This is a genomic window from Pseudomonas sp. CG7 (assembly GCF_023701885.1).
GTDB lineage: Bacteria > Pseudomonadota > Gammaproteobacteria > Pseudomonadales > Pseudomonadaceae > Aquipseudomonas > Aquipseudomonas zanjanensis.
The window spans coordinates 1-16,812 of record NZ_JABAEE010000067.1 but is presented as its reverse complement, the minus strand read 5'-3'; the positions used below and the strand labels follow the sequence as shown (position 1 = coordinate 16,812).

At 62.3% G+C, this 16,812-nt stretch carries 13 protein-coding genes; 6 read left to right on the top strand and 7 right to left on the bottom strand.

Features of this window, described 5'->3' with window-relative positions; translation table 11 throughout:
• Window positions 1-81: 81 nt before the first annotated feature.
• On the top strand, window positions 82-1,707 hold the full coding sequence (locus HGO40_RS23145; RefSeq protein ID WP_250964898.1) for an NADP-dependent glyceraldehyde-3-phosphate dehydrogenase: 1,626 nt from the start codon (window positions 82-84) through the stop codon (window positions 1,705-1,707).
• Window positions 1,708-1,725: 18 nt separating this feature from the next.
• On the opposite strand, the gene HGO40_RS23140 is transcribed toward HGO40_RS23145, so the two are convergent.
• The gene (locus HGO40_RS23140) at window positions 1,726-2,619 is read right to left on the bottom strand and encodes a DMT family transporter (protein WP_250964897.1); all 894 of its coding nucleotides are present in this window, start codon (window positions 2,617-2,619) and stop codon (window positions 1,726-1,728) included.
• Between the two features lie 134 nt (window positions 2,620-2,753).
• Between HGO40_RS23140 and HGO40_RS23135 the strand changes: the two genes are divergently transcribed.
• Window positions 2,754-3,191, top strand: a complete 438-nt coding sequence (locus HGO40_RS23135) for an Lrp/AsnC family transcriptional regulator (RefSeq protein ID WP_003202176.1) — start codon at window positions 2,754-2,756, stop codon at window positions 3,189-3,191.
• 164 nt (window positions 3,192-3,355) lie between these two features.
• Here the strand turns inward: HGO40_RS23135 and HGO40_RS23130 are convergent, their stop codons facing one another.
• Window positions 3,356-4,705: a hypothetical protein gene (locus tag HGO40_RS23130; protein WP_250964896.1), complete on the bottom strand. Its 1,350-nt coding sequence runs from the start codon at window positions 4,703-4,705 to the stop codon at window positions 3,356-3,358.
• A gap of 630 nt (window positions 4,706-5,335) precedes the next feature.
• Between HGO40_RS23130 and HGO40_RS23125 the strand changes: the two genes are divergently transcribed.
• The 4 genes from HGO40_RS23125 to HGO40_RS23110 all read left to right on the top strand — a co-directional run bounded on the left by HGO40_RS23125 (window position 5,336) and on the right by HGO40_RS23110 (window position 10,682).
• Entirely contained in the window at window positions 5,336-6,793 is a 1,458-nt protein-coding gene (locus HGO40_RS23125) for an efflux transporter outer membrane subunit (RefSeq protein ID WP_250964895.1), read from the top strand.
• Window positions 6,790-8,352 carry an MFS transporter gene (locus HGO40_RS23120; RefSeq protein ID WP_250964894.1) on the top strand — a complete coding sequence of 521 codons (1,563 nt, stop codon included), beginning with the start codon at window positions 6,790-6,792 and terminating at the stop codon, window positions 8,350-8,352. The genes HGO40_RS23125 and HGO40_RS23120 overlap by 4 nt, the downstream gene beginning before the upstream one ends.
• Window positions 8,353-8,358: 6 nt before the next feature.
• Window positions 8,359-9,390 (top strand): HlyD family secretion protein, encoded by a 1,032-nt coding sequence (locus HGO40_RS23115; RefSeq protein ID WP_250964893.1) that lies wholly within the window; start codon window positions 8,359-8,361, stop codon window positions 9,388-9,390.
• 188 nt (window positions 9,391-9,578) lie between these two features.
• Window positions 9,579-10,682: a sigma-54 interaction domain-containing protein gene (locus HGO40_RS23110; protein WP_250964892.1), complete on the top strand. Its 1,104-nt coding sequence runs from the start codon at window positions 9,579-9,581 to the stop codon at window positions 10,680-10,682.
• Between the two features lie 481 nt (window positions 10,683-11,163).
• Here HGO40_RS23110 and HGO40_RS23105 read toward each other — a convergent pair whose 3' ends face one another.
• The 5 genes from HGO40_RS23105 to HGO40_RS23085 all read right to left on the bottom strand — a co-directional run bounded on the left by HGO40_RS23105 (window position 11,164) and on the right by HGO40_RS23085 (window position 16,675).
• Complete coding sequence (locus HGO40_RS23105) at window positions 11,164-12,489, bottom strand: ABC transporter substrate-binding protein (RefSeq protein WP_250964891.1); 1,326 nt, start codon at window positions 12,487-12,489, stop codon at window positions 11,164-11,166.
• Between the two features lie 72 nt (window positions 12,490-12,561).
• Window positions 12,562-13,629, bottom strand: coding sequence for a branched-chain amino acid ABC transporter permease (locus HGO40_RS23100; RefSeq protein ID WP_250964890.1), 1,068 nt, complete (start codon window positions 13,627-13,629; stop codon window positions 12,562-12,564).
• 11 nt (window positions 13,630-13,640) lie between these two features.
• Window positions 13,641-14,522 (bottom strand): branched-chain amino acid ABC transporter permease, encoded by an 882-nt coding sequence (locus HGO40_RS23095; RefSeq protein ID WP_250964889.1) that lies wholly within the window; start codon window positions 14,520-14,522, stop codon window positions 13,641-13,643.
• A 195-nt stretch (window positions 14,523-14,717) separates the two neighbouring features.
• Complete coding sequence (locus HGO40_RS23090; protein ID WP_250964888.1) at window positions 14,718-15,500, bottom strand: ABC transporter ATP-binding protein; 783 nt, start codon at window positions 15,498-15,500, stop codon at window positions 14,718-14,720.
• Between the two features lie 14 nt (window positions 15,501-15,514).
• Window positions 15,515-16,675: an AMP-binding protein gene (locus HGO40_RS23085; RefSeq protein ID WP_250964887.1), complete on the bottom strand. Its 1,161-nt coding sequence runs from the start codon at window positions 16,673-16,675 to the stop codon at window positions 15,515-15,517.
• Window positions 16,676-16,812: the final 137 nt, after the last annotated feature.

Genomic DNA, 16,812 nt, shown 5'->3' with positions numbered 1-16,812 from the left:
CCATTAGGGCGTATAACGCTAAAAGCGTTTTATCCCTGCAAGCCGTCCGACCCTGGCTCATTTCATTGATGGAGTAACGACATGACCACAGCCCCCTTCCTCGCCAACCTGTTCCCCAGTGCCGCCGACATCCCCGACGCCTACCGCCTCGAAGGCCGGATCGAGCAGCGCGAATACCTGGTCGACGGCGTCCTGAAAGCCTGGCAAGGGCCGCTGGCCGTCGGCCGCAGCCCCGTCTACCTGACCGGCGAGCTGGGCGATGAGCAAGTGATCCTCGGCAGCACGCCACTGCTGGACGCCGAGACCGCCCTCACGGCCCTGGACGCGGCGGTCCGGGCTTACGATCGCGGCCAAGGCCAGTGGCCGACGATGCGCGTCGCCGAGCGTATCCGCCACGTGGAAACCTTCCTGGCGCGCATGCGCGAGCAGCGCGAGGCCGTGGTCAAGTTGCTGATGTGGGAGATCGGCAAGAACCTCAAGGATTCCCAGAAGGAATTCGACCGCACCTGCGATTATATCGTCGACACCATCAACGCCCTCAAGGAACTGGACCGTCGCTCCAGCCGCTTCGAGCTGGAACAGGACACCCTCGGGCAGATCCGCCGCGTGCCCCTGGGCGTGGCGTTATGCATGGGGCCCTACAACTATCCGCTGAACGAAACCTTCACCACACTGATTCCGGCCTTGATCATGGGCAACACCGTGGTGTTCAAGCCGGCCAAGCTCGGCGTCCTGCTGGTGCGCCCCCTGCTGGAAGCCTTCCGTGACAGCTTCCCGGCGGGCGTGATCAACGTGATCTACGGCAGCGGCCGGGAAACCGTCAGCGCGCTGATGGCCAGCGGCAAGATCGATATCTTCGCCTTCATCGGCACCAACAAGGCGGCCAGTGACCTGAAGAAACTCCACCCCCGTCCGCACCGCCTGCGTGCCGCCCTGGGGCTGGATGCGAAGAACCCGGGGCTGGTACTGCCGGACGTGGACTTGGACAATGCCGTCAGCGAGGCATTGACCGGCTCGCTGTCCTTCAACGGCCAGCGCTGCACGGCGCTGAAAATCCTGTTTGTCCATGAAGACGTGGCACCCGCATTCATCGAGAAATTCAACGCCAAGCTCGCCAGCCTCAAACCCGGCATGCCCTGGGAAGACGGTGTGGCGCTGACGCCATTGCCCGAAGCGGGCAAGGTCGATTACCTGCATGCGCTGGTCGCCGATGCGGTTGCCAAAGGTGCCGAAGTGAAGAATGCCCACGGTGGCGAATCGCGAAGCTCGTTTTTCTCTCCGGCGGTGCGGTACCCGGGGAACACGGCGATGCGGGTCTACCACGAAGAACAGATCGGCCCCGTCGTGCCCATCGTGCCGTACCGCGACCTCAATACCGTGGTCGATTACGTGCTGGAGTCCGATTTCGGCCAGCAGCTCAGCATCTTCGGCACTAACCCGGCACAAGTCGGCAAGCTGGTGGACATCTTCGCCAACCAGGTCGGGCGCATCAACATCAACGCCCAGTGCCAGCGTGGTCCGGACACGTTCCCGTTCAATGGCCGGAAGAACTCGGCCGAGGGCACCTTGTCCGTCCACGATGCGCTGCGCACCTTTTCCATTCGCACGCTGGTGGCAACCAAGTTCCAGGAAAACAACAAGGCGTTGATCAGCGACATCATCCGTGAGCGGGACTCTAACTTCCTGACCACGGACTACATCTTCTGATCACGCCCAAACGGTGGGCTACGACAGGGCTGGACGACGCCACTTGATACCCCAGCCCTGTTGCATGCCAGCGGCCGCCAGCAGGATCGCCGCCACCCCCAGCCATTGCAGCGGTTCGAGGCGATGGCCGAAGGCGAACCAGTCGACGAAGATCGCCGCGATCGGATAAATGAACGACAGCGCTCCGGTCAGTGCGGTCGGCAACCGCTGAATGGCGCTGTACAGCAGCACGTACATCACGCCGGTGTGCACCATGCCCAAGGTCAACAGGCTGGCCCAGGCCTGGACGTGTTGCGGCAACGCCGAGAAGTTCGCCCAGGGTGCCAACAGCAACACGCCGGTGCTGACCTGGATCAGCGCGATCAGATGGGGTGGCGTGCCGGTCAGGCGCTTGATGATCAAGGCCGCGATGGCGTACAGCAACGCGGCCCCCAGTGCCAATGCGATGCCCAGCAGATAGTCTCCGCCGCCCTGCCCCTGCTCACCATGGGCACTGACGATGGCCAGCATTCCGAGAAACGACACCGCCAGCCAGAACAGTTTTTGCGCGGTAATTTTCTCCCCCAGGAACAACGCCGCCAGCCCTACCAGCATGAACGGCTGGACGTTGTACACCGCCGTGCCGATGGCTATCGACGCACGGGAGTAAGAGGCAAACAACAACACCCAGTTACCGACGATCGCCACGCCACTGAGCACCGCCAGCAGGAACGTGGTACGGGTGAGGATGCCGGGGCGCAAAAAGCCAACGCCGGCGCAGATCAACAACAAGGTCACGGCGCCGAACACGCAGCGCCAGAACACGACATCCAGTACAGGCAGGCCGGAAACCAGTACGAACCAACCGATGGTTCCGGAAATCAGCATGGCGGCGGTCATTTCCAGCGAACCGCGGCGTAAGGTCTTGTCCATCTTCAGGCTCCTTCAGCAAGTGGGCACAGTATGCCGAGCAGACCGGGGCCTTCTCCATGGATTGAAAAAGGCTAAACTGCGTTTCGACCTTTTTTATCAAGGCAACTTCCCGCATTTGCCTAACGGAGCTGAAAATGACTGACGACATTGACCAGATCCTCATCAGTGCCCTGATGGAAGATTCCCGACGCTCGCTCAAGGCCTTGGCCAACCTCAGCGGCCTGTCCTCCCCCAGTGTCGCCGAGCGCCTTCGTCGGCTCGAGGAACGTGGCGTGCTCAGGGGCTACACCGTCGAGGTGGACCCCAAGTGCTTTGGGTATCAACTCCAGGCCATCGTGCGTATCCGCCCGCTGCCGGGACAGTTGCAGGAAGTGGAGCGGCAGATCCAGGCCATCGCTGAATTTACCGAATGCGACAAGGTCACCGGCGATGACTGCTTCATCGCGCGCCTGCACGTGCGCTCGATGGAACAGCTCGATACCTTGCTGGACAAGCTCAATGTCCATGCCGAGACCAATACCGCCATCGTCAAGAAAACACCGGTCAAGCGGCGATTACCGCCGATGGCGTAGGTATCCGCCTGGTTTTGAGCCCCTGTGGGAGCGAGCTTGCTCGCGAAGAGGCCGGCAGGCCCAACATACATGTGACTGAGCCACCGCTATCGCGAGCAAGCTCGCTCCCACAGGGGAATGCAGATTTGACCCGGCCTCGGCGCTTGTCCGAGGCCGGGAGCATGCTACTCGAGCTCTTCCAGTTCAGGGCTGCGTTGCACTTTGTGCACTTGTTCCTCAGGCGCGTTGCTCGCCTTGATCAACTTGAGCGTCTGGAGCTTGGCGCAGGCATTGACGCCATCTGCATAGACGCCGCTGTGGTTGCACTTCCAGTCGTAGAAGTTGGCCAGGGCGCCAGACAGTTGCAGGCTGTAGTCCGTGCTTTGCGTGCCCGGGCTGAACGGTTGACCGGCCGGAATGTTCTGGAACCATTTCATCCACTCATCGCCTCCCACAGGTGGCGGGTTGGCCTGGAACGTCGGGTTCATGATCGCCAATTGCTGGTACTCGGCGGTCATGTGGCAACTCAGGCAGGACGCCTGGGGGTTGTCCACCGGCCCATTGAGTCGTCCGTTCCAACCCAGGTGAGTCGGTGGCAGCTCTTGGGTGTTGGCGTTGATTGCGGTCTGTTTCAGGGCCGGGTTGATCTTGGTGACCACCGGTTTGGGGTTGGTATAGTCATTGCCGATTTCCTGGGGATCATTGCCCCACATGATCCCCACCGGCACCAGGTTGTTCCAGTTCGCCTTGCCGGTCATGGCGCCATTGTATTGGAACGTGCCGAACAACCAGCCGGTATCGCTCACGCGGGTGTCGCGCACGGCAATGTCCATCTGAATCAGCGCTACCTTGGTGACGGACCGGTTGGTCGAGGTAAAGGTTTCGGTGGTGTAGGCGTTCCAGAGCAATGGGTTTGCAAGGAACGGCACCGTCTTGACGTCTATATCGGCGAACAGCGCCTTGCAGACCACCGTGCCGTTGGCAAAGCTCTTGGGTTTCGAGGTTTGGCTTGGGTCTGGATTATCGGGGTCTTTCCAGACCTGGCCGATGGTGTAGGCGCCTATGTCGTTATAGATACCCACCGCGTAGGTCTGCCCGCTGCCGGTCTGCGTACTTGCCAGTTGCCCGGGCTGAATCGGTGCCTCCTTGGTCAGCCCGCTGATGCCTTCACGACCGTTGGGGCCGTAATGCTGCCAAGGCATGTGATACCACTGGCGAATCTTGTTCTTTTGTACTTTCCAGCCGATTTCAGTATTGCCTTCCAAGCAGTATTTTTTCACTTCCTCCATGTACGGGCGCCAGGTTTCAAAGTCATTGGAGAATGACTTGGGCAAATGTTGGAAGAATGCCGGTACCGAGGATGCGCCCGGGGCCACCGTCGGATAATCCTGGCTGAGCTGGAATGGCGCTCCGGCGTATTCACTCTTGGGCGGGGCGTAGCCGAAATCGGGGAAGACTCCGGCATGGACGCTAGCGGTGGACAAGGCCCCCGTCAGGGCCAGCCACGCAATGATCTTTCCTTGAGGCTGCTTCATCGATATCTCCTTATAGAGAGACGCCTGACGTCCCATCGAATTGCTGAGCGATGCGCAGGGTCTCCTTCTGTTATCAGGCTTCGGCACAATGCCCAAGCTTGTTCACGGTCCACGGTCCACGCTCAATGAAGTGACACACCTCCTTGGCACCCAAAAAGTGGGCACGCTCAAACCTGGCTCTGTTAGCCGAATGCGAACGCTATCGAGGGAATATGGCGAAGACTTCGCGCGGTGATCGATCGACCAGCCGCATGCCGACCTTGGCAATGCAATCCCTTGTCATAGGTGTAGATCATTTATTCAAAGGTGCCATCATGTTTCAGGCTTTTTGCGGGCCTTTGGCCACAATGCTGAATCGCGGATAGACCCCGTACTCCGCTCCCCTAGAAGAAACGCGGTCACCCCGAACCAGGCCGGTTATGTAGGGGACAACCGCCCTTACTGGCCCAAACACATACCCTAGTATGCATACCCCCCCACCGAGGTATGTCCTGGCTGTACCGATGTAGAAGTGCCCTCGCCGCAACCGCTCAATACCATGACCCCACAGCGGACGACTCGCTATCCAGGATCGATCGAGCCCAGGCGCATGCTCGCGCAGCTGCGCTGCAACCCTGTGGGGAACTGCCCATGTCGGCTTTTTTCGAACGACTACAACGCCGCTTGCCACCCATGGTCGTGCTCACGACACTCGCCCTCACCGGCTGTGCGGTAGGCCCCGATTTCATGGAACCCAAGAACGAACTTGGCGCCGCGCAACTGACGCCCCGCCCCGAGCATGGACGCGACGCCTCCCTGCTCCCCGCCGCCGTTCCCAGCCAATGGTGGCAACTGTTCAACGACCCGCTGCTCGCCCAACTGCAATCCCGTGCGCAGGCCGGCAACCTTGATTTGCAGATGGCCGCCGAACGCATCGATCAAAGCCGGGCGCAACTGGGGATTACCGCTTCCCGATTGCTGCCCAGCGTCGGCGCCAATGCCAGTTACGCCCGGGAGGCGCTCAGTGAACATGGCAAGTTCGCCGCGCTGGGCGCCCCGACGGCCCCCAGCAATTTCTGGCAAATGGGTTTCGATGCCAGTTGGGAAATCGACCTGTGGGGCCGGGCCCGCCGCGCGCGCGAAGGTGCGGCGGCGACGCTGGAGGCGACGGTGTTTGATCGCGAAGCCGCTCGGGTGGCGCTGTCCGCCGAAGTGGCACGGACCTACCTGCAACTGCGTGGCACCCAGGCGCAACTGGACATCGCCCAACAGAACCTGACGATCGCCGAACGCACCCTGGGCCTGGCGGAAAGCCGCGAGCGAAATGGCGTGGCGACACGCTTCGAAACCGCCTCCGCACGCGCGCAGTTGGCGACGATCAAGGCCATGCTTCCCGAACTGGCCCAGCGTCGCAATGCCCAGATGAATGCCCTTGCGCTGTTGATGGGCGAACCACCTCGCACCCTCGATGCACAGCTGCGCCAAGCCATGCCCCTGCCTTCGCTGCCCACTCAAGTGCCGGTCGGGGTGCCGTCTGAACTGGCCCAGCGACGTCCCGACATCCGGCGCGCCGAAGCGCAGCTCCACGCCGCGACCGCGGCCATCGGCGTGGCCAAGGCCGACTTCTACCCACGTATCGGCCTGAAAGGACGAATCGGTGTGGAAGCCTTCGACAGCGGCGACCTGGCCAATTGGGACGCGCGCTTCTTTTCCGTCGGGCCAACGGTTTACCTTCCGATCTTCCAGGGCGGTCGCTTGGTACAGCGCCTGGCCTTGAACGAATCACGGCAAAAGACCGCCGCCCTCGCCTATCGGCAAACCGTATTGCGCGCCTGGCACGAAGTGGACGACGCCTTGGATGCCTGGGCCGCGCAACAGCGCCAACACGACGAACTGCTGGTTTCGTATGAACAGAACCGGCAAGCATTGCACGCGGCCGAACGCGGCTATCAGCAGGGTGCCGCCGATTACCTGAGCGTTCTCACGGCGCAACTGAACCTGCTCGCCAGCCAGACCAGCCTCAATGCCAGCGCCACCAACGCCACCCTGACCGTGGTCAATCTCTTTAAGTCCCTGGGTGGCGGCTGGGGCCCGGAGCCGCATCCATGAACAGCATCGCGTTGCCGCCCGCCCCGGTCGCACCTCGCGCGGCCCCCTTGGTCACGTCGTCGAAACGCCCGCTGGTCGGTCTGGCCGGGATTTTCCTGGCGGCCATGATGGCGGGGCTGAACACCCGCGTTGGCGCGTTGGCGCTGGCGGACGTGAGAGGCGCGCTGGGCTTTGGCTTGGACGATGCGTCCTGGCTCACCACCGCGTATAGCGCCGGGGAGCTGATCGCCATGCCCTTTGCCGCGTGGTTTGCCCTGACGCTCTCGCTCCGGCGCCTTGAGCTGTGGACGCTCGCCACGTGTACATCGCTGGCGCTGCTCCTGCCTTTCGTCCATGACCTCGATCTGCTCCTGGGCCTGCGTTTCGTGCAAGGCATCGCCAGCGGCACGACGATCCCGTTGCTGATGATGGCGGCCCTGAAATTCCTGCCGCCCCCCATACGGTTGTACGGCCTGGCGATGTACGCGATGACCGCGACCTTCGCGCCCAACCTGGCCATTTGGCTGGCGGGGCATTGGATGGACCAACTGCAGGACTGGCGCTGGGTGTATTGGCAGATCGTCCCTCTGGCCCTGATCGCGGCCGGCTTGATCGCCTGGGGGCTGCCACGTGAACCGGTCCAGTTCCCACGCTTTCGCCAGGCCAATTGGGCCGGCATGGCCTGCGGTGTCCCGGCGCTTGGTTTGCTGACCGTCGCCCTGGATCAAGGCATTCGACTGGATTGGTTTCATTCACCGCTGGTCACTTCGACACTGGTCGCGGGCCTGGCCTTGCTGGCGATCTACCTGTTGACCGAATGGTTTCATCCCTCGCCGTTCATCAAGATGCAGATCCTGGGGCGTCGCAACCTGGGTCTGGGGTGCATTCTGTTCGTCTCGCTGCTGGTGGTGCTGCTATCCGGTTCGTTGCTACCGGCCAGTTACCTCGGGCCACTGCAGGACTATCGCCCGTTGCAGATGGCCGCGATCGGGCTAATCGTTGCGCTGCCGCAGTTATTCCTGGGAGCACTGGTGGCGCTGCTGCTGTACCAGAAGTGGGTCGATGCGCGCTTCATGTTCGCGTTGGGATTATGCCTGATCGCCCTGGCCTGCCTTTGCGGCGCGCAATTGACCAGCGACTGGAACCGCGACCAGTTCGTCGTGGCGCAAACGCTACAGGCCTTTGGACAACCGATGGCCGTGGTGTCGATGCTGTTTTTGATCACCAGCGTGGTGCAGCCAGCCGAGGGCCCGTATGTGTCCGGCACCATCAATACCCTGCGCGCCTTCGGGTCGTTGTTCGGTGCGGCCCTGGTCGGACAGCTCGTGGTCGTGAGCGGCCGCTTCCATGGGGAAATGTTGCTGGACCAGGCGGCCCTGGCCAGCAATGCCCTGGCCTCGGCGCCGCCCCCCTCAGCACTGCTGGGCATCGTCAGCCAGCAGTCGCTGGTGTTGTCGATCGCCGATGCCTATCGCGCGTTGGGCCTGCTGGCACTGCTGCTGATTCCCCTCGTGCTGCGACTGACCTACATCCCGGCGCCTGCCAGTCAGGCCGCCTCATCCTCATCCTCACATGGGTAATTCATCATGGCCTTATCGAAGAAAGCCCAGATCATCAGTGTCGTTCTGCTCGCCGTGGCAGCCGCCGGGGTGCTCTACGTCAATCGCCCTGAATCCAGCGCATCGACACAGTCAACGGACGACGCTTATGTCCACGCGGACTTCACCACAGTCGCGCCGCAGGTGTCCGGTACGGTCGAGACGGTGTTGATCGAAGACAACCAGCGGGTCGAGAAAGGCGACTTGCTGGCGACACTGGACGACCGTGATTTCGTCGCCGCCGTGAACGCGGCCAACGCCCAGGTCGCCAGTGCCCGGGCCAGCATCGCCAGCCTGCAAGCGCACCTGAGCCGGCAGCAAACCGCCATCCGCCAGGCTCAGGCGGCGGTGGCCGCGGACGAGGCGGCGCTGAAACTGGCCAGTGCCAACCAAGCGCGGTATCGCAATTTGGCCAACGATGGCTCGGGTACCGTGCAAGCGCGACAACAGGCCGAAGCGCAATTGAGCATCCAACAGGCGCGCCGGGACAGGAGCGAGGCGGGCTTGCAGGCGGCCCGGCAGCAAGTGGATGTCCTCAAGGCCGATCTGGAAAAAGCCCAGGCCACCCTCGCCCATGCCCAAGCCACGCAGGCCATCGAGGAACTGAAGCTGTCCTATACCCGCATCACGGCGCCGATCGCCGGCACCATAGGACGGAAATCCGTGCGCATCGGCGCATTCGTGAATACCGGGCAACCGTTGCTGGCGATTGTGCCGCTCGACGCCGTCTACATCACCGCCAACTTCCGCGAGACGCAACTGGCGCGCGTCGCGATGGGCCAGGCCGTGGACATCACGGTGGATGCGTTGCCGGGCGAGTCGCTGCTCGGCACCGTGCAAAGCCTGGGACCTGCCAGCGGCGTCAGCTATTCAGCCATTGCGCCGCACAACGCCACCGGCAACTTCACCAAGATCGTCCAGCGCTTGCCCGTGCGCATTCGCATCGATCCCGACCAACCCGCCGCGGCGAAACTGCGGGTGGGGATGTCCGTGACCCCGCATATCCGCATTGATGGATAAATGCCAAGCCTGTGGGAGCGAGGCTTGCTCCCACAGTCGCCTAAGCAAATAACTTAAAGTTATTTATTATCATTTTTTTAGATCATTTAGATTAAGCCTTAAGCCCAATGGCTTCGCGGTATTGCCTTCAAGGAACGTTGGCATTCACCTACCTTCAGTCACGGCAATCTCATTAACGGGCCACCGTCATGCAGCTTCTAACACTACCTCCCTCCCCCGGCCTGGCCCCCTCGATCCGTGCCACCGCCCAGGTCTTCGAAGACCCCACCTCCCGCGCCTTGCTGGCTCACCTGCAACAAGTCGCGCCCAGTGAAGCCAGCGTGTTGATCATCGGCCAGACCGGGACCGGCAAGGAACTGGTGGCGCGCCACGTCCACAACCTCAGCGCCCGTCGCCACAAGCCCTTCGTTGCGGTCAACTGCGGGGCGTTTTCCGAGAGCCTGGTGGAGGCCGAGCTGTTCGGGCATGAAAAAGGCGCCTTTACCGGCGCGTTGACAGCCAAGGCCGGCTGGTTCGAGGAAGCGGACGGCGGCACCCTGTTCCTTGATGAAATCGGGGATTTGCCGTTGCCGATCCAGGTCAAGTTGCTGCGGGTATTGCAGGAACGCGAAGTGGTCCGGCTGGGTTCGCGCAAAAGCATCAAGATCGATGTACGTGTGTTGGCGGCCACCAACGTACAGTTGGAAAGAGCCATCAATGCCGGGCATTTTCGCGAAGACCTCTATTACCGTTTGAACGTGGTCAGCCTGGTGCTCAAGCCGCTGCGCGAACGCCCTGGCGACATTCTGCCGCTGATACGCCATTTCATTACGCAATACAGCCACAGGCTCGGTCACGGCGAGGTGACGCTGGATGCCCAGGCGCAGCGCAAGTTGCTCGATTATTCCTGGCCGGGGAATATCCGCGAGCTGGAAAACGTCATTCACCACACGCTGCTGATTTGCCGTAACAAAGTGATTGGTGTGCAGGACCTGCACCTGTCGAACTTGCGCATCGAGCGCCAGGACAACCTGCCGGAATCCGTCCCCCAAAGTGCAGAGGCGCTCTTGCAGAAAGCCTTCGAGAAACTGCTCGAGCAAGGGCATGGCGATGTGTATGAAAAGGTCGAGGCCGAGTTATTGCGCACCGCCTACCGATACGCCAATCGCAATCAAGTCCATACCGCAAGCCTGCTGGGCCTGAGCCGCAACGTCACCCGCACATTGCTGATCAGGATTGGCGAGTTGGTGGTCAATCGACGCCGCCCGGCACTGGACACCCGGGATGGCCGGGTGATCAACCTGTCGACCTGACGCCCACACCTTTGTGGCGAGGGAGCTTGCTCCCGCTGGGTGCGAAGCGCCCCCATTGAGGCGGATGACATCCATCTGATACACCGCGGTGACTGGCTTGAGGGCCGCTGCGCAGCCCAGCGGGAGCAAGCTCCCTCGCCACAAAAAGCGATTCGGTGGCGTGTCAATTTTGTAGAGCTCCACTCGCCACACCGCAAAAGTCCACACCGCTCGAACGCCTGGCCGCACCTTGTGGCGAGGGAGCTTGCTCCCGCTGGGTGCGAAGCGCCCCCATTGAGGCGGATGACATCCATCTGATACACCGCGGTGACTGGCTTGAGGGCCGCTGCGCAGCCCTGCGGGAGCAAGCTCCCTCGCCACAAAAAGCGATTCGGTGGCGTGTCAATTTTGTAGAGCTCCGCTCGCCACACCGCAAAAATCCACACCGCTCGAACGCCTGGCCGCATCTCGTGGCGAGGGAGCGACCGGTCGCTGCGATGCCTCAGGATTCCTTGCTGCAATCACGCGGGGTAATGCCTTTTTCCCGGGCGTACTGGTGCGAAGAGGCTTCGATGATCGGCCGCAACAAGGCGCGGTCGGCCTGCACCCAGTCACTGATCAGCTTCCACTGGCCACCGTCCCATTGCTGGAAACGCACCGCACCACCGCCCTCATGGTCCGCGCACGACAACTGCAACGGCTGCACCAGCCCCAACGCCCCCAGTTCCTTGAGTCGGGCGTCGTCGAGTTTGAGATGCTCGAAGCCCCAACGCACCTGCTCACCCGTCAGGGGTTGCTGGCCGAATTTCTGCTGGGCAATGCGCAGCGCTTCTACGTTGAGAATGCCGTTTACCACGCCGAGGTTGTAATACACGGTGCCGAAACGCTTGGGATCGGCCAGGTCGCCATGGCCGGCGTCCACCACCTGCTGCTTGATGCCCTGCAACACCGGGAAATCGGTGCCCGAAGGGTGCGTGGTGATGGCGATGAAGCCCTTGGCCGCGGCACCGGCCGGCGCGGCGTCATCTTCGGAGTTGCTCCAGATATTGCCGATGATGTGGTCGGCCGGGAACCCGACTTTCTGCGCGGTTTTCAGCGCCACCGGGTTCATCACCCCCCAACCGCGCAGGATCACCCAATCGGGTTTTTCCCGACGGATATTCAGCCACTGCGATTGTTGTTCGTTGCCCGGGTGCGGCACCTCCAGCAAGGTCAGCGCAAAGCCGTACTTGTCGGCCAGGGTTTGCAGGACCTCGTTGGTTTCCTTGCCATAGGGCGAACCGTGATACAGGGTGACGATCTTCAAGCCCTTGAGCTTGTCCAACCCGCCGGCGCGCTGGCCGATGTAGTTGATGATCGCCGAGACCTCGGAGTACGGAATCAATTGCAATGGGAAGACGTAGGGAAACACGCTGCCATCGGTGGAGTCCGTGCGACCGTGGTTGATGGTGATCAGTGGCAGCTTGTCGGCGGTCGAGCGCTCCAGCGTGGCGTAGGCAATGCCCACCGACAGCGGGTTGGTGGCCGCCGCTGGCGCACCGTTCAAGCCTTTCTTCAGCCGTTCGTAGCACTCGACGCCTTTTTCCACCACGTATTCGGTCTCGCACTCGCTCCAGGTCAGCTTGTCGCCGTTCACCCCGCCGTTGGCGTTGACGTACTTGAGATAGTCGATAAAGCCGCCAAAAAAACCGCTGCCGCCAGCCGCATAAGGGCCGACGCGATAGCTTTGCAGCGGGAAGTATTGTTCGTTGTCCGCTTGGACGGTAAAGGCCGTGGCGGTGAGGCTCAAGGCCAGTGCCAGGCTGCTGGCGAATGATCGTTTGAACATCGGGATTTCCTTGTTATGGAGCCATAAATAAGCCAACAAAATGGAACTGCAAACCCGCGTTGTGCGGTTCGCTCAGTAGCGCAACGGCCACAGCCGTGCGCGCTGGCGAAATCTCTGCCAAAGACGCGCGAGGCCCTCTGGCTCTTTGATCAGGAACAGGATGATCAGGGCGCCGAATATCATCTTCTGCAGGTTCTCCACCTGGCCGGCGTCCACCAGCCCAACGGGCAGCAGCGATACCAGGTTCGAGAGCAGCACCGGAAACAGCACGATAAAGGCCGCGCCGAGGAAGTTGCCCAACAGGCTGCCGAGGCCGCCGATAATGATGATGAACAGGATCTGGAACGACCGATTGAGGTCGAATCCGTGGGGCTCTACCGTCCCCAGGTAAGCGAAAGCCCAGAGCGCGCCGGCCACCCCGAGGAAAAAGCCGCTGATGGCGAACGCCAGCAGCTTGGTTTTCGCCAACGCAATGCCGATGACCGCAGCGGCGGTGTCCATGTCGCGCACCGCCATCCAGTTGCGCCCCAACTCACTGCGCACCAGGTTCTTGCCCAGCCAGAACAGCGCCGCCACCACGGTCAGGGTCAACAGATAGCGGCCAGCGGGCGCATCGAGGTTCACCCCGAACACATCCAGGCGCGGCGCGCTGATGACACCCGAGGCGCTGTTATTGGAAAACCAACTGAACCGGGTCAGCGCCCAGGTCACGAAGAACTGCGCCGCCAACGTCGAGACCAGCAGGTAAAAACCCTTGATGCGCAGGCTCGGCAGGCCGAACAGCACCGCCACCAGTGCCGCCATCAACCCGCCCAGGGCAATGCTGGCCAGCAACGGCAAGCCAGCGACCCGTATTTCCAGGTTGTAGGTGGCAAAGGCTCCCACCGCCATGAACGCCGCTGAACCGAGGGACAGCTGCCCGGCATAACCGGTGAGCAAATTGAGCCCCAACCCGGCCAGGGACCGCACCAGGAACGGAATCAGGATCGCGCTGAGCCAATAGTCATTGCCTAGCCAAGGCACCCCGACGAAGGCAAACAGCAGCAATGCGGCCAGCCCGTGACGGTCCTGGCGCAGGGCGTAGACCCGACGGTCCTGGGCATAACGTGTGCTGAACTGGCCTGCTTCCCGATAGAACATAGATGCGCCCCCTAAACCCGTTCGATGGCCCGTTCGCCAAACAACCCCGCCGGCCGCACCAACAGGAACAGCAGCGCCAGCACGTAGGGAAACCAGTTCTCGATGCCGCTGCCGATGAAGGGCCCGAGGTAAACCTCCGCCAGTTTCTCCGAGGCACCGATGATCAAGCCGCCGACAATCGCCCCGCTGATGGAGGTGAAGCCACCGATGATCAGCACCGGCAAGGCCTTGAGCACCACCAGCGAGAGCGAGAACTGCACGCCCAGGCGCGCGCCCCAGAGCAGGCCGGCAACCAGCCCGACAAACCCCGCCACCGACCACACCACCACCCAGACCAGCTGCAAACGAATGCCCACGGCCAGCGCCGCCAAGGGATCATCGGCCACCGCTCGCAGCGACAACCCGAGCCGAGTCTTGTTGAACAGCCAGGACAACAGCAGCACCAGGAACGCTGCCGTCAACGCGGCAAAAATGTCGAACTGCGACAACAACATCCCGCCCAGTTCCAGCGGTTCATCGCTGATGCCCAAGTCCAGGCCATGCACCTGGGCACCCCACAGCGCCTGGGCGAAACCTTCGATGACGTAGGACAAGCCAAGGGTGGCCATGAAGAGTGTGATCGGCGACCGGTTGACCAAGGGCCGCAGCACCACCCGTTCCACCGCCACGGCGATCAGCACCATGGCCGCCAAGCTGATGAGAAACGCCAGCCAGAACGGCACACCCCGCTCCAGCAGACTGACGAAGGTCAGCGCCGAGAACAGCACCATCGCGCCCTGGGCGAAATTGAACACCCCGGAGGCCTTGTAGATCAGCACGAAACCGATGGCCACCAAGGCGTACATCACCCCCGCCAACAACCCGCCAATCAGTACTTCAAAGAAAAATTCCATCGCTGTTCCTAATGCTGTCCAGTCAATACAAACGAGGATCCTGTAGCCAAGGATTGCTCCCGCTGGGCTGCGCGGTAGGAGCTGTCGAGCCGAGCGAGGCTGCGATCTTTTCCCAGACACTTGAGTCTCAAGCGAAAGATCGCAGGCTTCGCCAGCTCCTACAGCACCCAGCGGGAGTGCGTCGAATATCCGGTATCAGTGGCGAGTGCCCAGGTAGGCCGAAATGACCTCGGGGTTCTGCCGTACGTCTTCGGGCGAGCCGTCGCCGATCTTGCGACCGTAGTCGAGCACCACCACGTGGTCGCTGATGTCCATGACCACGCCGATGTCGTGCTCGATCAGCACCACCGTCGTACCCAGCTCACGGTTGATGTCGACGATAAAGCGGCTCATCTGTCGCTTCTCGTCGGCGTTCATCCCGGCCATGGGTTCATCCAGCAGCAACAGCCGAGGCTCCGCCGCCAGTGCGCGGGCCAGCTCCACTCGTTTCTGCAAGCCATAGGGCAGCGTGCCCACCAGGACGTCGCGCCAAGGCTGCAAATGCAGGAACGCGATGACCCGTTCGGCCGCTTCGCGCTGATGATCATCCTCGGCCCGGGCGCGACCGATGCGCAGTGCCTGCTCGATCCAGGTGCTGCGGCGCTTGAGGTTGCGCCCGGTGAGCACGTTGTCGAGCACGCTCATGCCCTTGAACAGCGCGATGTTCTGGAATGTCCGGGCAATGCCGCGGACCGCCACATCGTGGGGACGCATCCGGCGCCGCTCCTGCCGATCAAAACGAATGTGCCCGTCCTGGGCCTGGTACACGCCGCTGATGACATTCAGCAGCGAACTCTTGCCGGCGCCGTTGGGGCCGATCAAGGCGCAGATTTCACCGGTGGCGACGCGAAAGCTGATGTCCGTGATCGCTTTGACACCTTTGAATGACAGTGAAATATGTTCCAGCTCCAGCAAATGCGTAATGGCCGTCTGGGTCATTGGGGCGTCTCCTCTCAGGCCAGTCGGGACTGGAGGCCGGTCCAGTTATCGGTGGTTTTGTGTACAAGATGCGTCGGCGCTTCCCAATGGGCCGCATCGCCCCACAGGCGAACCCGGATACCCAATGCCTGGAAAAACGCCTGGGTGTTCGGCGGCAATGCATCGCCCACCAACAGCGGCGCGCGGGTCCGGGAAAAGCCCAGCACATCGCGCAGAGGCCGACGCACCAGCCAATCCCCCACAGGCCGGTGCAACGGCCCCGGCTGCGCGGCCAGCGCCCAGTCCACCAGCCTGCGCGCCCCACTGCCCGGCGCGGGCAAACGTTCCAGCGCGTAGCGGTGCAAACGTTCGTAGGTTTCCCGCGTCCCGGCCACCAGCGTCGGCCCCAGCTCCCGCCGATCGCGATCGCGGGTCGCCAGGTTCTCGGGAAAGATCAGGCGAAAACCGGCGATCAACCAGGGCGCCAGCAGATAGCGAGCTTGCCCACCCGACGCGAACGCCCGGGCGGCCAATGCCTCCTCCTGCCGCCCCAGCCCTTCGCGGGTCACCAACCGCTGCCCCTCCTGCAACAGCTCGGCGTGGCTGACGCGTTGCTCCTCGATCGCCTGGCCAGCCCCGCGATAAAAGACAAAGGCCGTTTGCAACAATCGCCCTTGCGGCACCCCGTTATCGATCGGTCGCTCGGCAAGTAACGCGGCGTAATCCGACGCCTGCGCAAATGGCGTCGAATCCGACAGGCCACGTTTGTCGAGATAGACCAAGATCCGCACGGCCACCTGCGCCGAACGCAGCCGCAGCATGTCCTCCACGCCTTCGACCAGGACGAAATCCGGTTGCAATGTAGTGAGCCGTTGCACCTGTTCGGCCGCTGCTTCCAGCGGGTCGAACAAGCTCGCCACGCCGCCCAGCCATTGCGCGGCCAATGCGGCAAGCAGCGCCTGGGGCCTGGGTCGGCTGATGATCGTCAGGGTCTCGCCCGCCGCAAAACCGCGAGCTTGCAGGGCACTCGCCAAACGGCGCACCTCGTCGACCACCTGCGCCCAGGTCCTTTCCTGCCAGACACCCAGGTGCTTATGGCGCAGCGCGACATCGGTGCCATGCTCTAGCGCCTGTCGCTGCAACCACTGGGGCAAGCTGGCCGGGACCGCGTCGGGTGTGTCGGTGAACGTGCCCATGCTGCCTCCCGCGCCTAGGCGACCGCCGCCGTTTTGGCCGTCACTTTGCGTTGCTCCAACTCACGCACCAACGGCAATACCGTGGAACGCGTCAAGGCGCAGATCGATGATCTCCAGGCAACAGCCGCTCTCTCTGA